This is a genomic window from Undibacterium sp. FT79W (genome assembly GCF_014284215.1).
GTDB classification, from domain to species: Bacteria; Pseudomonadota; Gammaproteobacteria; order Burkholderiales; family Burkholderiaceae_D; genus Undibacterium; species Undibacterium aquatile.
Genome location: NZ_JACOGB010000001.1, coordinates 303355 through 318773, shown reverse-complemented (window position 1 = coordinate 318773; position 15419 = coordinate 303355). Strand labels below are relative to the sequence as shown.

Sequence of the window (15419 nt, the reverse complement as noted above, 5' to 3'; positions counted from 1 at the left end):
TTAATTACGTTTAATTGCGTTGAGTTGCGTTGAATTACGCGCGCGGAAACTTGCGATAACTGACCAGATACGCCTTTCAGCCTTGGTGCAGCAACTTTCTGCGCACCATACGATCACCGACCATCGCCGGAACCTCATCATTTCTGAGCATGGCTGCTGCAGTCTTGTTCCCGGCTGCGGCAACGCACCACATACGAGAGACCATATTTCATGCAAACCCAATTCAAACAACATATTCTGGCGACGTCCATCGCTGCTCTGCTTCCTTGCGCGGCGGTTCAGGCGCAGGAATTACCATTACAAAAACCATCGGAAGTCGTCATTCATGCCGAAAAAATTCCGGCACCGAACATCGACGGGGTTACTCAGAAGTCAGCGCTCGCTGCTACCAGCGATGTCGCAACGCTGTTGCGCGACGTTCCCGGTGTCAGCCTGTATTTCGCGGGAGGCGTCTCAAGTCTGCCGGCGATCCACGGCCTCGCCGATGACCGCTTGCGGATACAGGTTGATGGCATGAATCTGATCTCAGCATGTGCCAATCATATGAATCCGCCGTTGTCATATATCGATCCTACGCAGGTTGGCAGTATTCAGGTATTGACTGGCATCGCCCCCGTCAGTACTGGCGGCGACAGCATAGGCGGCACTATTAAGGTGAATTCGCCCGAGCCGGAATTCGCGGCAGCTGGCCAAAACACCCTGCTCAAAGGCCAGGCAGGCAGCTTTTATCGCAGCAATGGCAATGCCAAAGGCGTCAATTTTGCAGCGACTTATGCCACAGAAATATGGAGCCTGAATTACACCGGCGCGATTGCTGAAAGCGGTAACTACCATGCCGCCAACGATTTCAAAGCAGCAAAATTAGCAGCGGCAGACAAAGCCTGGATTGCCGCTGACGAGGTTGGTTCATCACGCTACAAATCTGAAAATCAATCGCTGTCTGTCGCGATGCGCAATGCCGGTCAACTGCTGGAACTGCGTATCGGCACGCAGAATATTCCCTATCAGGGTTTTCCGAATCAGCGCATGGATATGACAGGCAATAACAGTGAACAGGTCAATCTGCGCTACAAGAGCCAGTATGACTGGGGCACATTGGAAGCACGCCTGTACAACGAACATACACGTCATCGCATGAATTTCGGCGATGATAAACAGTTCTGGTACGGTAACGCCCCCGGCATGCCCATGGATACCGAAGGCAAAAATACCGGCGCACTGATCAAGGCTGATCTGATGTTATCAGAGCGCGACAAGCTCAGCGTCGGCACGGAATATCAGCGTTACCGCATGAATGACTGGTGGATCGCTTCCGGCACCGGCATGATGATGGCACCAAATACGTTTGTGAATATCGCCGATGGTCAGCGTGATCGTCTGGGTGTGTTTGCTGAGTGGGATGCCAGCTGGACTCCCCAATGGATGACGCAACTGGGTTTGCGCTACGAAAGCGTGAAAATGAACAGCGGCAATGTCGCTGGCTATAGCAGCATGTATGGCAATCCGGCGCTGGCAAGCTCTGTCCCCGGCGCATTCAATGCCGCAGACCGTCAGCGCAAAGATAACAACATCGACCTCACAGCCACTGCCCGCTACACGCCCAATGCCACGTTCAGTATGGATGGTGGCTATGCGATGAAATCCCGCTCGCCGAATCTGTATGAGCGTTACACCTGGGCCAGCAACAACACCATGGTCATGAACATGAACAACTGGTTTGGCGATGGCAATGGCTATGTCGGCAATCTCCAGTTAAACCCTGAAGTTGCGCATACCCTGAGTGCGACGCTGAACTGGCATGATGCTGAGCTATCCGACTGGGAATTCAAAGTATCGCCGTACTACACGCAAGTGCGCGACTACATTGACGCCACCAGCTGTGCGGCAGTCGGTAAAACCTGTGGCACACGCAAAGATAGTTTTCAGAATCTGAGCCTCAGCAACCAGAAAGCAAGGCTGTATGGGCTCGATATTTCCGGTCACAAGCAACTCATCAAAACCAGTGAAATCGGCAGTATTTCGTTCAGTGGATTACTGAATTATGTGAATGCTAAAAACACCGTGACCGACAGCGGCTTGTATAACATCATGCCGCTGAATGCGCGCCTGTCGCTGACGCAAAAAAAGGAACACTGGGAAAATACGCTGGAAGTGCAGATGGTCGATGCGAAAACCGATCTTTCGGACATTCGCAAAGAACTGCGTACCGCTGGCTACACCTTACTCAATCTGCGCAGCAGCTATACCTGGAAACAGGCACGTTTTGATGTCGGTATCGACAACGTGCTGAACCGCTTTTACCGTTTGCCGCTGGGTGGCGCGTATCTGGGACAAGGCGCTACGATGGGTGCTGGCGTCGCGCATGATACGCAGGTACCGGGTAGTGGACGCTCGGTGTATGCGGGTGTCACGCTGAAGTTCTAATGCAATACTAACGATGGCCTTCAGGCCTGAGTTTGAACACATGCAGCTGCCCGGCTTATCTCAGCGGGCAGCGCAGTTCAGAAAGCGGACAAAAAGAAGATTACACATTGCGGGTGTTTTGCATGCGTCCATCCTCAGAAAAAAGCAAAGAAACCGGAGACGTAGAGGACTGCCCCGAAAGCAGACTGCCATATTTTGCAATCACGGCTCCCAACGCGTTCTGGCTCTGGGCATTTGTATACTCCTGCTGGAATTTCACTCCTTCATCCAGCGCATTTTTTGCATCGGTCATGCCAACCACAGTCATGAGTTTTCGCGCCATCGATGGCGTATCATCGAGTGCCTTTTTTAATTGCTCCGTATACGGGTAGTCTGCCGGAAATACCGCCTGCCCCATGCTGTCATACGAGATACTGGCAGGCGCTGACGATATCCCATGGTCAGATAAAAATTTGGGAAACACATTTGAAATATGCGTACTCAGCACGTCAATATTCTGCTGGGAAGGCATGAGTAAGGGCGGTAATTCAGCAAGCGGTTTTTGTGGGCTGGCGGAAAAATAATCGTCGATGTTCAGCTCCACGCGTCCTTTGTCGGTGTCGAAGCTGGCAACCGCAGGGGTTGATGGTATTGACGGCGTTGCCGCTGTAGCAGATCTGGCGCTCTGCGATGTTATTTCTTGCATCAGCCTGTCGCGCGCTGCCCCGGAAATACTGGCAGTATCACTGCTACGTGCCGAAGCGGGTGTTTGAGCCGGAACGGTAGTGGAGAAAGTACCCGTTTTCTTCGCTACGTCAAACCATGCACTCGCGCCGCTGATGCCTTGAATATTCATGGTATGTCTCTCCTGCTGAATGAAATAACGGTTTATTCTCTGCTGATACGCTACATAGTTTACAAAAAATCATCAAACTTCAAAGACAAGAATTGCCCGGAATTTGCCGCATTGTTTAATCAATCGGTGCAGTACGATCGCGTGGTAGAAATTGCAAGCACACATCCGGGCAACAACGCAGAGATATGTCAAACAGGCGTATTTAGCAAATAACTGAAAGCCGATCTCTCAGTATTAATGCGCCTTCTGGAGCAATTCTCACTTGCAGGGCTTATGGAATAAGGAGGTAAGACTCGGAGGAAAGGTGAAAAAAGGCTTGAAGAAAAAGATCATCGGCATCATCATTAATCGTGGTCACAGGCCTCATCCGTCACCACGATTATTGTGAGCTTACTCGTGTCGCAAGGCTTCAATCGGATCAAGCTGGGCGGCACGACGCGCCGGGAAATAACCGAACAACATGCCGATGCCAGCTGAAAAGAAAAACGACATCAGGTTAATCGACGTATTGAACATATAAGGCACCTGCATGATCTGCGCGAGCAGGATCGAGGCACCCGCTGCCAGCACGATACCAATGATGCCGCCGAGTGTCGATAAGACAGTGGCTTCAATCAGAAACTGCAATAGCACTTCACGCTCCAATGCACCTATCGCCAGTCGCAAGCCGATCTCGCGGGTGCGTTCTGTGACGCTGACCAGCATGATATTCATGATGCCGATGCCGCCGACCAGCAAACTCACAGCAGCGACCGCACCAAGCAAGGTTGTCATGACCTTGGTCGTACCAGACATAGTTTCAGCCAACTGCTTGGTATCGAGCACATTGAAGTTGTCTTCATCGGTATCGGCCAGTTTGCGACGTTCACGCAGCAATTGTGTCAGACTGGCTTTCAGGGTTTCACTGTCGGCGTCGTCTTTCATCGAGACCAGCAAAGTGGCAACGCGGCGATTGCCGGTCACACGACGCTGCAATGTATGCAAAGGAATCAGCACCACATCATCCTGATCATTGCCCATGGCAGCCTGCCCTTTCGACCCCAGCACACCGACAACCTCACAGGAAAACTGCTTGACGCGCAAATGTTCTCCAACCGCATTGCGCGTATCGAACAATTCCCTTCTCACTGTTTCACCGATAATGCAGACGGCTGAACCAGCCTGCAATTCGCCTTCTTCAAACTGACGTCCTGCCGCCAGCGTCCAGTTATTCGTACGCAGCCACGCATTGGTACTGCCAGTCACACTACTCGACCAGTTACGTCCATTCGCCACGACGACAGCACTGGCGCGGCCTTCGGGTGCCACGGCTTGCACACCGCCGATTTGCGAGGCGATCGCTTCGGCATCGGCTTCTTTAAACGAAGCAGTGCCGGCACCGCCACCACCGCCAAAGCTCATACGCTGACCGGGGCGAATCTGCAATAAATTCGTCCCGAGACTGGATATCTGCGCCTGTACCGCAGCGGTCGCACCGTTACCTAAAGTCACCATGGTGATCACTGCGCTGACACCGATCACAATACCGAGGATGGTCAGAAATGAGCGCAGCAGATTACGGCGTATCGAACGCAGTGCCAGCAATATCGTATTCAGGAACATGCTGCGCCTCCTTCTGCCACCGCTGCCGCCGCATTGGCTACTGTATCTGCTGCGTCTGCTGACAATATCGCGACCGGATGCGGATTGATGGTATCGGTATCGAGCAGGCCATCAACAAAGCGGACGATACGTTTGGCATACAAAGCCATATCCGGTTCATGTGTGACCATCATGATAGTGATGCCATGTTCCTGATTCAGACGCGACAGCAGTTCCATAATTTCACGGCTGCGCTGAGAATCGAGATTGCCGGTCGGCTCATCCGCCAGCAACACCGCCGGTTCGGTCACAATGGCACGCGCGATAGCGACACGTTGCTGCTGACCACCCGATAATTCTGCCGGTGTATGGTGTTCCCACCCGGCCAGACCAACCGATGCCAAGGCCTTCGCTGCGAGCCGATGACGATTCGCGGGGCTTTCGCCGCGATACAACAACGGCAATTCAACATTTTCCTGCGCCGAGGTACGCGCCAGCAAATTAAATCCCTGAAACACGAAGCCGAGATAACGCCGCCGTAAGCGGGCGCGCTGATCGCGCGACAATGCTTCAACATGCATGCCCTGAAATAAATACTCACCACCGGATGGCGTATCGAGACAACCAATGATATTCATCGCGGTCGATTTACCCGATCCGCTGGGCCCCATAATCGCGACAAATTCACCGGCATGAATATCAATATCGACGCCTTTGAGTGCCATCAATGCCGCTTGCCCGCTGCCATATTGTTTCGTAACGCCACGCAAGCGTATTAAGGGCAGTGTATCAGCGTCCGCATCGGTGATCTTCGTCTCAGGCACTGATACCACCTTCGTTATAGCTGGGATATCCGAACTCATTTCAGAACTCATTTTGCGGCAATCTGACGTTGTTCAGTAATGACCTGCATTCCCGCCTGCAATTCTGGCGCACTGACTTCTGTCATTTTGCCGTCGCTGATGCCGCGCGTCACCGCAATCGCGACCGGCGCATTGTCACGTAATATCCATATCTGCTGCACTTTTTTGCCATTCGCCGATTCTGTGGCCGACTTCCGTGCTGCCTGACCAGGTGGACGTGGCATCAGACTCGTCATCAGACCGCTCTTACCCGGCGCCGCAGCTGTGCCGCCGTGCGATGGAGTGAAACGTAAAGCCGTGTTCGGTACGATCAACACATCGTTTCTTTCCTTCGCAGTGATCGTGGCCGACGCCGTCATTCCGGGACGCAGACTAAGATCGCTGTTATCCACATCCAGATAGGTGATGTAAGTCACCACATTATCGGTAATCGTAGAGCCATACGCGACGCGGGTAATCGTGGCCGGATACTGGCGATTCGCATAAGCGCTGACGGTAAAACTGGATTTCTGTCCCAACTGCACGGCACCGACATCGGCCTCGTCGACATTCACCTGCAAACGCAAATGCGTCAAATCTTCTGCTATCGTAAATAAGGTGACAGCTTGCAGTGATGCCGCCACCGCATTCCCGGGATCAACCGAGCGCGTCAGTATCACGCCGTCGATAGGTGAGCGGATAGAGGCGCGCGCTAAGTTGGTTTCGTCGGTCGATAAGCTTGCCTTCGCGCTGAGCACATTCGCCTCTGCACTGAGGACCGTGGCTTTCGCCCTATCCAGCGTCGCAGCAGCGGTGTCGAGTTCGGCTTTCGATGGGACTTTGCCGCCGGATAAACGCGCTACTTCCTGCAAGCGATCAAAATTCGCCTGCGACTCTTTAACCGTCGCATTGGCCTGTGCCAAAGCTGCTCTGGCCGCATCCAGCGCCGCCCGCGAACGGACAATCTGATCATTTAACTTGGCAGTATCAAGCTCCACCAGCACCTGCCCTTTTTTGACTTTGTCATTCACATCGACCAGCACACGGCTGACGGTGCCGGACAATTCACTGCCTATGCTGACCGAGCGTGTCGGTTGCAGAGTGCCATTCGCCATCACGGATAAGGTCAGGTTGCCACGTGCCAGCGGCGTGGTAACAAACACGGGCGCGGCCTGATTCGCCTGATTTTTACTCCAGAAAAACCAGGCTGCCAGCAGCACAGTCGTCAGCACAACAATCAGCCAAAACGCAGGCCGGCGCCACCAGACGCGGGCATGCGGGTCGTCAAGCAAATTGAGCGCTTCCGCTCCGGTTTTCGTCATCATCACGGGAGGTGTAGTCATCATTTTTTTTAGTTTAATTACTGTTCTGGTTAGCTCTGGTTACGGCTGTCGCGCGTGCTGCCGGATTCATCCTGATCGGCCTGCCAGCCACCGCCCAACGCTTTATACAGGCGCACGTAATCTGCGGCCAGATCGTTGCTGGTACTGGCCACGGCATCCTGCGCGCTATACAAAGTACGCTGTGTTTCAAGGATGGTCTGGAAATCGATGAGACCGCTGGCAAAGCGTTGACGAGCCAACAAAGCTGCATTGTTGGCAGCATCGGCAGCGTTGCGCAGACGTTGCAGACGTTCCCTGTCGTTCTTCAGTGCGACCAGCGCATTTTCCACATCTTGTAAGGCCGTCAGCACAGCGGCTTTATACGTGAGCTGCGCCTGCTCAAGTGCGGCCTGCTGCGCCTGCAACTGAGCCCGGTTCGCACCACCATCCAACACCGGTAGCGAAACACTCGCCAATACGCTGCTGAGCAAAGTGCCACTGCCACCAAGCGCACCGACCGTCAGCGCGCGCAGACCAAGAGAGCCACTCAGATTAAAGCTGGGATAATTCGCGACGTCGGCCTGCCGCACCCGCGCCAGCGCGGCATTGATCTGATGTTCAGCCGCACGGATATCGGGGCGTTGGCGCAAAGTTTCAGCGGGCAGGCTCAGCGCCAGATTGTCGTCGGTCTGAGGAATATTGGCCGCGCTCAGCATGTCGCCAGTCTTCGCAGCGCGGCTCTGCAGTTGTTGACGCAGAGATTCCGGTGTCTGCCCGCACAGCACTTCAAGGCTGTGCAAATTCTGCGCTTCCGTGGTTTCCAGTAACGGAATTTGTGCCTGCGCCTGTTCGCTGGCGGCACGTCCCTGTTCACCTTCGAGTGAGGTCAACAAGCCGGCCTGTACGCGCCAATTCGTAATTTGCAAAGTCTCAGCCTGACTCGCAACGTTCGCCCTCGCAATTGCCAGACGAACCTGAGTCGTCCGCAATTGTATGTAGTTCACCGCGACTTCAGCAGCAACGGATATCTGCACATCGCCCAGACTGGCGGCACTGGCGCGCGCAGTTGCTTCACTGGCTGCCAGTGCCTGATGGTTGGCACCAAAAATATCTGGCTCCCAGCTGGCATCAAATCCTGTAGAGAACGAATTTGCAGGCGCTATGTCGCCCGATTTACTGCGCTGCCCCGAAGCGGAGGCATTGATTTTTGGAGATAAAGCAGCCGCACTGACATCACGCAAAGCACGCGCCTGTCGTAAAGCCGCCTGCGCATTCTGAACGCTGGTATTGGCTTGCAGTGATTGTGTGATCAGCTGATTTAACTGCGGGTCCTGAAAGCGCTGCCACCAGACTGAGATATCGGTGTGCGGCACACTCGCCGATGGCACTGCGCCTTTTGCACTGACAACCCGCAGACCACCAGACCATGCGGCAGGAACCTCAACGCCGGTGATCGTGCTTGTCGATGACGGTGCGCCGGAAGAGACGCATGCGGCCAGAGGTGACAGCAGGAACAGCAGGCAAATTTTGCGCTTCATAGCATTTTTCTTGTGTTTCATTAAGCCATCAAACCTGATAGTCATGTCAGCACAAATTGTAGCGCTACGCTGGCGTTAATAAAGCGATACGTGTGTATCGCTTTGTGACGGACTATTGCCTCTGATCAGACAAACGCCATTATTCAGATGCAATCACGGGCGGATCATCAGAGAGACCGACGACACAGAAAAATATCAGTGACGCTTCACGTTCGCAAACGCCTCACCTTTTTTCCAGGCCGGCATCGCATCTGTATTCGCGACCTCATATCCGAGGTTCAACGTAAACTGCGCCTGCTGCACCATACCACTTAAATCCCATTGCGCGTGATAGGTATCGCGTTCGGTGTGGTAGTCCGCTTTGAAACTCTTCATCTGCTCTTTCAGCGCCTGCTCCGGCTGCTTCGCAAAATGGAAATGCCCATCACCGGAAAACACGGCCGAACCAACATTGAATGCAGGCACGCCTGCCCGCGCAAAATTAAAATGATCTGCACGGAAATACGCGCCACCCAGATCGGGTACCGCCGGCGCCAGTTGCAAATGCATTTGCACGGCGACTTTTGCCGCACTTTCATACAAACTGCTACGTTCGCTGCCAGCCACGCCGATGTCATGTGTGGCAGCAACAAAATTCATACTATCGAGATTCAGGTCTGCCGCCGTTTTTGCCAACGGCCAGGGTGGATTGCTGACGTAACTCTGGCTGCCCAGTAAATACTGTTCTTCTGCACAAGGCCACAAAAATATCTGCGTACGCTTTGTTGGTTGTCTGACTGCTGCCTGCGCCATTGCCAGCAAGGCTGCGCTGCCTGAAGCATTATCCACCGCACCGTTCCAGATATGTGTTTTGCCGTCAGCAGTTTTTTCCATGCCAAGATGATCCCAGTGCGCAGAATAAATCACGGCCTCTGTCGCCAGTTTGGGATCGGTTCCAGGTACCATCCCCAGCACATTAAACTGCTCGACCTGTCTTACCTGATTCTGTATGTTGACCTGAGCCTTGATGTGCAAATCGACAGGGTTGAAATCACGCTGTTCGGCACTGGCACGCAAACGATCAAGATCAAAACCGGCAGCAGCAAACAAAGTGCGGGCATTTTCTTCCTGTAACCAACCTTCGACTGCATTCCCCATTCCCGGCAAACTGAAACGTTCGTGACTAAAGCTGGTCTGCGGTACATTCCATCCATAACTGGCCGATGGCGTGGTGTGTATCAGCAATACACCTGCGGCTCCCTGCCGCATCGCTTCTTCAAACTTGTATGTCCAGCGGCCGTAATACGTCAGCGCTTCACCAGCAAAGCGCTGCGGTTCTTCTTTCGTCGGATGAGGATCATTCACCATCATGATGAGCAACTTGCCTTTGACATCAATGCCTTTAAAATCATCCCATTGTTCTTCCTGTGCGCGGATACCGTAGCCAACAAATACCACGGGCGTATCCAGCGTAACCTTTTCCTTGCCACCGGAAGAGCCGAACACGATCTCACTGCCCAGCGTCGGCGTTATCGTACGGCCGTTTATCTGAAAACTGATGCGACTCTCAGGCAGCGTCTGGCTGCCGATAATCCGCACTGACTGCCGGTAGCCAGTAACTTCCGGCGACTTCAGCGGCTGCAAGCCAATAATGGCGGCCTGGGTTTCGAGATAACGAACCGCCAGATCACCGCCGCGCTGTCCGGTTCCACGCCCTTCCAACAGATCATCGGCGAGAAAAGAAAGATGTGAGCGCAGCACAGGTTCACTGATCACTCTGGCAGGTGTTGCTGTCTGCGCACTCGCATTGAAAGTAGTCAGTCCGAGTAAGCTCAGCGTTGCAGCGAAAGAAAAAATATTCATATCAGGATAGGGAGGAAGTAAAAATTTGGGTGTGTTTTGCTGCGTGTAAAACACCGTTTCACAGCGCATATTTTGTACCACTAAGTGGATGCGGGAAAATGAACGATGGCCGCTTGCGGCTGCGCTCTGTTCTGCCATTCGCGTGCGAGTAAAGAATAGCATCGCAGATCGACATAGCGATCGTCCTTGCGTTCACATTCGCGCAAAATTCCTTCGAGTTGAAAGCCGAGTTTTTCAATCAGCTTCCAGCTTGCCGGATTATCGGGTTCGACCATCGATTGCATGCGATGCAGACTGAGTTTCGTAAAACAATAATCGAGCATCGCCGACAGACATTCAAGCATCACGCCTTTACCCCAGTATTCAGGAAAAATCCAGAATCCGGCTTCGGCGCAATGATCATCCTGTTCCCACTCATTGATACCGCAAGTGCCGATTAAGTGCTGCGGTTCGTCGCGATGGCAGATGCCCCACCAGATTCCGGTGCCGGTTTCGTAAATCAATTCAAACCAGTCCAGTTGCGCCTGCGTTAATTCCAGCGTTTCATAACTGATACCGTAATACTCGGTAACACGCGGATCAGACATGCCGCGAAAAATCTGCGTCAGATCCGTGGCGACAATTTGTCGTAACAAAAAGTGCGGGGTCTGAATCAGGGGAAATGGAGATTTTTCTGACATAATCAAAATTATTTATGCACGCACCTACGCACATATTTATGTACATTTAACATACAGCAACTAAGTTCCATCATTTAAAACCAGAAACCGGATATTTCCTAGATATTCTGTTGCATAATCGGGCACTCTATTTTTTCAGGAGTTTTTATGAGTATGGCGATGATCGTCTTCTTCAAGGCGTTGCTGGTGGTGCCTATCACTTTATTGCCAATTTTAAATCCGATTGCGATTGCGCCTATCTTTCTGTCGATGACAGGGCCGATAGAACCGGAAATCGCTAACCGGCTGGCGAAACGCATTGCGATCAATTGTTTTTTCCTGCTGATGGGCGCGATTTTTATCGGCTCTTACGTGCTGGATTTTTTCGGCATTTCGCTGCCTATTGTGCGCGTTGCCGGGGGCATCGTGGTCGGCATGGCCGGCTGGAAATTATTGAATGACCAGAGTCAGGACAAATTGCTGAATTCTGTCGCCGCTTCGCATGGCGGACAATGGAGCCGCGAAGAATTACGCCGCCGCAGTTTTTATCCGTTCAGCTTTCCATTAACCGTCGGCCCCGGCACGATTGCGGCCTCCGTCACGCTCGGTACGCAAATGCCGCACAAGCCTATCGACTGGCTGCTGACCAGTCTCGCCTCTGCGATGGGCGTGTTACTGACAACGCTCGTGGTGTATCTGTGCTACCGCTTTGCGCGGAATATGGAACGTTTCCTCGGCGATATCGGTGCCACGGTGCTGATGCGTTTATCCGCGTTTATTCTGCTCTGTATCGGCATAGAAATCGGCTGGGCCGGTGTCTCTGATCTGATGGCAGATATACGCCTGCGCTGATTCTTCAGGCGACATTTATTTCATTGGTTCTCCGCATGGCAGGCGCACGCTTCGCCATGCGCCGCAGCCACCAGCTCATGCAAGATACCGCACTCTTTTCCATGATGTCGGTCGTCACAACGCGCACGTAACTGACTGAGTTGCTTCTCCAGCGCCCGCATGCTTTTCAACCTGGCTTTGACGCGTGCAATCTGCTGATCGATGAGCAGATTAATATCGCCACAATCTTCCGCCGGACTGGCGATGAAGGCGACCAGCCTGCGCACATCGGCCAGCGGAATATCCAGCGCCCGGCAATGACGGATAAACGACAACCGCTCCAGATGCTCGCCGGTGTAGCTACGGTAACCGTTTTCCTCTCGCTCTGGTGCCGGTAACAATCCTTGTTTTTCGTAATACCGGATGGTTTCCAGATCCACTCCGGTCGCTTTCGCCAGTTCACTGATACGCATTTGTTCACTCACGCTGAATGATGATGGATTGATGAAGATGTATTCATGATTAATTAATACTCCCCCGGGTATATAAAAAGCCCCTTTGTTTATGCTGACAATAGAGTGATTCCATTAAAAACAGGGGGGAGTATATGAATATCGGCCTGTATTGACGTCTTTTCTGATGCTGCTTTTCAGTCGCTGCCACCATGTTTTCCGAGCAATATCCCTATCGGAACAAGTGCGGGAAAGTATCCTCAAAAAAATTCTTGACCCCGTAGCCACTCCAGAGTCTACACTAAACATAAATGAAAACATCAGGATGTGATATGGCAGAAAAAATTGCTTGTTGTGGTCACGACCACACACCGGAAAAATCCGCTCAGCCAGAGCCGCATACACACGCGCACGCCCATGAAGGCAAACAAAGTGAGTGCGGGCACGGGCATCAGAAATGTACAGCATCGGCGGAATCAGTGGCAGCACAAGAACCTCAGCCTGATCTGCCGGAGGATGCGCAACGTCTGCGTTTGCATATCGCACAGATGGATTGTCCGACCGAAGAAGCGCTGATCCGTCGTTCGCTGTCAGGCTTGCCTGATGTATTGCGACTGGATTTTGATTTACTGAACCGGATTCTGACCGTCCATCACCGCCAGCAAAATATTGCCGATATTCACAGCAAACTGAAAGCCGTCGGCATGTCCGGCACGCCGCTGGATGTCGGGCAATCACATGCGGCGCTGACTGAAAGACCGTCACGCAGCCAATACTGGAAAATGACGCTGGGCGGCATCGCGGCTTTCAGTGCGGAAGTCATCGCCTGGATCAGCGGCAAAGAAAGCTCTGTAATGATAGGCGTACTGGCACTGTTTGCGATACTGATTTGCGGCATACCTACCCTGAAAAAAGGCTGGATCGCACTGCGCCATTTCACCCTCAACATTCATCTGCTGATGACGGCGGCTGTGGCCGGTGCAATCGCCATAGGTCAGTGGCCGGAAGCAGCGATGGTGATTTTTCTGTTCGCTGTCGCAGAAATGATAGAAGCAGCCAGCCTGATTCATGCCCGCAATGCGATCAGCGGTTTGCTGGAACAAGCGCCAGAAACGGCACAGGTGCAGCAGACCGACGGCAGCTGGCTGGCAGTCAGTACCAGCGGCATCGCCATCGGCGCGCTGGTGCAGTGTCGTCCGGGTGACAGAATCGCGCTGGATGGGATCATTGAATCCGGACAATCGAGCGTCAATCAGGCCGCCATCACCGGTGAAAGCATGCCGGTCGACAAACAGCAAGGCGACGTCGTTTATGCCGGCACGCTGAATCAATCCGGCACTTTGCAGATACGCGTTTCGGCTCCGGCGAATGCGAGCATGCTGGCACGCATTGCCCATTCGGTGCAGGAAGCACAAAGCCAGCGCGCGCCGACGCAAAGTTTCGTTGATCGCTTTGCCGCCATCTACACACCAGTGGTGTTTGTGCTGGCCTTGCTGACAGCGATCCTGCCGCCGCTGTTTCTACAACAAGACTGGCATGAAAGCCTGTATCGGGCGTTGGTGCTGCTGGTGATTGCCTGCCCTTGTGCGCTGGTGATCTCAACTCCCGTCACTGTCGTCAGTGGCCTGGCACTGGCTGCGCGCCACGGTATCGTCGTCAAAGGCGGGCTGTTTCTGGAGCAAGGCAAACTGCTGAAAACACTGGCCTTCGACAAAACCGGTACGCTCACAGAAGGAAAACCCGGCGTGAATCTGATACGCAGTGTCAGCGATCTGGATGAAAAAGAAATTTTGCGCCTTGCCGCTAGCCTGGATGCAGGTTCCAGCCATCCGCTGGCAATAGCGCTCACTGCTGCCTGCAACGAAGCATTATCCGGCGTCACGAATGCCCAGTTATACGAAGTACAGCGTGGCCGCGGTGTCAGCGGCGAAATCGATGGCCAGCGCTGCTACCTCGGCAACCGCGCGATGCTTGAGGCACTGAGCATCGTCGCATCTGGCGTTGGCTGGCAAAATCTTGATGCGCAAGTGCAGGCACTCGAACTACAGGGGAACACCGTGATTTTTCTGTGCCGCCAACAGCAATTGCTCGGATTGATTGCAATCTCAGATCAGGTTCGGGCAAGCAGTCAGGCGGCGATTGCCGAGTTACATGCACTTGGCGTTACCACCCTGATGCTGACCGGAGATAATGCCGCGACCGCACAGGCAATTGCGGCACAAACCGGCATCAGCGATGTACGCAGCCAGTTGCTGCCGGAAGATAAACTCGATGTGATCAGAACTCTGCGCGCACAAGGCGTCACTGGTATGACTGGCGATGGTATTAACGACGCACCGGCCATCGCCACGGCGCATATAGGATTTGCGATGGCCGCCGGCAGCGACACCGCATTAGAAACCGCAGACGTCGCTTTAATGCAGAATGATTTACGAAAATTGCCAGAATTCATCCGTATTTCGCACAAAACCAGTCAGGTTTTATGGCAAAACATCGGCTTTGCACTGGCAGTCAAACTGATATTTTTTGCACTCGCGCTGAGCGGACATGCGAGTTTATGGATGGCGGTCTTTGCCGACACCGGCACCAGCCTGCTGGTGGTGCTCAATGGTGTGCGGCTATCCCGTTATGCAGGTAAAGATGTCTGAGCTGTCTCGCCGACTGGCTCATTGAGTATCAACGCGTGCTCGACCTGATCGGATTCGTCACCGATGCGACTTTGCCAGGCGCGCATAAAGTAATTTTTCTCTGTCGGCGTTGGCGTTTCGTGCCAGATCACCATCAGGGTTCCTTTGTGGTCATGGATTTTTGCCAGCTTGGTAATGCAGGCAGTATTACGGTCGATGTCCGCCAGCCCCATCGCATAGCCGTAGACACGGCTCAGACGCTCGATCCGGTCTGGTTCGGTTTCGCTGTTCGTTGCAGAAATTTTTGGGTGATCCAGATACATATGCAGTCTCCATCAGGGTAGTCTTCATCCGATTCTATCTGAAGCCGGATAGCGCGGCTACACTTTCCCCTCCGGCAGTCCGCCCCGCACGACAGTTTGCCGCAAAAACCATAGACGACGTGGTATTTGCATGATGAGTGACG

At 53.3% G+C, this 15419-nt stretch carries 13 protein-coding genes; 4 read left to right on the top strand and 9 right to left on the bottom strand.

All coding sequences use genetic code 11. The annotated features are described in order from the left end of the window. Nucleotides 1-210: 210 nt before the first annotated feature. Nucleotides 211-2424, top strand: coding sequence for a TonB-dependent siderophore receptor (locus H8K38_RS01400; RefSeq protein WP_186882995.1), 2214 nt, complete (start codon nucleotides 211-213; stop codon nucleotides 2422-2424). 100 nt (nucleotides 2425-2524) lie between these two features. Here the strand turns inward: H8K38_RS01400 and H8K38_RS01395 are convergent, their stop codons facing one another. After that, the gene (locus H8K38_RS01395) at nucleotides 2525-3259 is read right to left on the bottom strand and encodes a hypothetical protein (protein WP_186882994.1); all 735 of its coding nucleotides are present in this window, start codon (nucleotides 3257-3259) and stop codon (nucleotides 2525-2527) included. 3 nt (nucleotides 3260-3262) lie between these two features. On the opposite strand from H8K38_RS01395, the gene H8K38_RS01390 reads away from it, so the two are divergent. Further along, a complete protein-coding gene (locus H8K38_RS01390) occupies nucleotides 3263-3472 on the top strand; it encodes a hypothetical protein (protein WP_186882993.1) in 210 nt (69 codons plus the stop codon). Between the two features lie 177 nt (nucleotides 3473-3649). Here the strand turns inward: H8K38_RS01390 and H8K38_RS01385 are convergent, their stop codons facing one another. The 6 genes from H8K38_RS01385 to H8K38_RS01360 form a co-directional block, all read right to left on the bottom strand. Then, nucleotides 3650-4861, bottom strand: coding sequence for an ABC transporter permease (locus H8K38_RS01385; protein ID WP_186882992.1), 1212 nt, complete (start codon nucleotides 4859-4861; stop codon nucleotides 3650-3652). Beyond that, nucleotides 4852-5664 (bottom strand): ABC transporter ATP-binding protein, encoded by an 813-nt coding sequence (locus tag H8K38_RS01380; protein ID WP_370587038.1) that lies wholly within the window; start codon nucleotides 5662-5664, stop codon nucleotides 4852-4854. The genes H8K38_RS01385 and H8K38_RS01380 overlap by 10 nt, the downstream gene beginning before the upstream one ends. A 47-nt stretch (nucleotides 5665-5711) precedes the next feature. Further along, nucleotides 5712-7028 carry an efflux RND transporter periplasmic adaptor subunit gene (locus tag H8K38_RS01375; protein WP_186882990.1) on the bottom strand — a complete coding sequence of 439 codons (1317 nt, stop codon included), beginning with the start codon at nucleotides 7026-7028 and terminating at the stop codon, nucleotides 5712-5714. A gap of 26 nt (nucleotides 7029-7054) precedes the next feature. Further along, on the bottom strand, nucleotides 7055-8542 hold the full coding sequence (locus H8K38_RS01370) for an efflux transporter outer membrane subunit (protein WP_186882989.1): 1488 nt from the start codon (nucleotides 8540-8542) through the stop codon (nucleotides 7055-7057). Nucleotides 8543-8737: 195 nt separating this feature from the next. Further along, the gene (locus H8K38_RS01365) at nucleotides 8738-10384 is read right to left on the bottom strand and encodes a M28 family peptidase (RefSeq protein WP_186883333.1); all 1647 of its coding nucleotides are present in this window, start codon (nucleotides 10382-10384) and stop codon (nucleotides 8738-8740) included. A gap of 80 nt (nucleotides 10385-10464) precedes the next feature. After that, nucleotides 10465-11064: a GNAT family N-acetyltransferase gene (locus H8K38_RS01360; protein ID WP_186882988.1), complete on the bottom strand. Its 600-nt coding sequence runs from the start codon at nucleotides 11062-11064 to the stop codon at nucleotides 10465-10467. Between the two features lie 147 nt (nucleotides 11065-11211). On the opposite strand from H8K38_RS01360, the gene H8K38_RS01355 reads away from it, so the two are divergent. Then, nucleotides 11212-11895, top strand: coding sequence for a MarC family protein (locus H8K38_RS01355; RefSeq protein WP_255422777.1), 684 nt, complete (start codon nucleotides 11212-11214; stop codon nucleotides 11893-11895). Nucleotides 11896-11915: 20 nt separating this feature from the next. Here the strand turns inward: H8K38_RS01355 and cadR are convergent, their stop codons facing one another. Next, complete coding sequence (gene cadR, locus H8K38_RS01350; protein ID WP_186882987.1) at nucleotides 11916-12347, bottom strand: Cd(II)/Pb(II)-responsive transcriptional regulator; 432 nt, start codon at nucleotides 12345-12347, stop codon at nucleotides 11916-11918. 311 nt (nucleotides 12348-12658) lie between these two features. Here cadR and H8K38_RS01345 point away from each other — a divergent pair, with 311 nt between their 5' ends. Next, nucleotides 12659-14974, top strand: a complete 2316-nt coding sequence (locus H8K38_RS01345) for a cation-translocating P-type ATPase (protein WP_186882986.1) — start codon at nucleotides 12659-12661, stop codon at nucleotides 14972-14974. On the opposite strand, the gene H8K38_RS01340 is transcribed toward H8K38_RS01345, so the two are convergent. Continuing rightward, a complete protein-coding gene (locus H8K38_RS01340; protein ID WP_186882985.1) occupies nucleotides 14953-15276 on the bottom strand; it encodes a hypothetical protein in 324 nt (107 codons plus the stop codon). The two genes, H8K38_RS01345 and H8K38_RS01340, sit on opposite strands and share 22 nt — an antisense overlap. Nucleotides 15277-15419 lie beyond the last annotated feature (143 nt).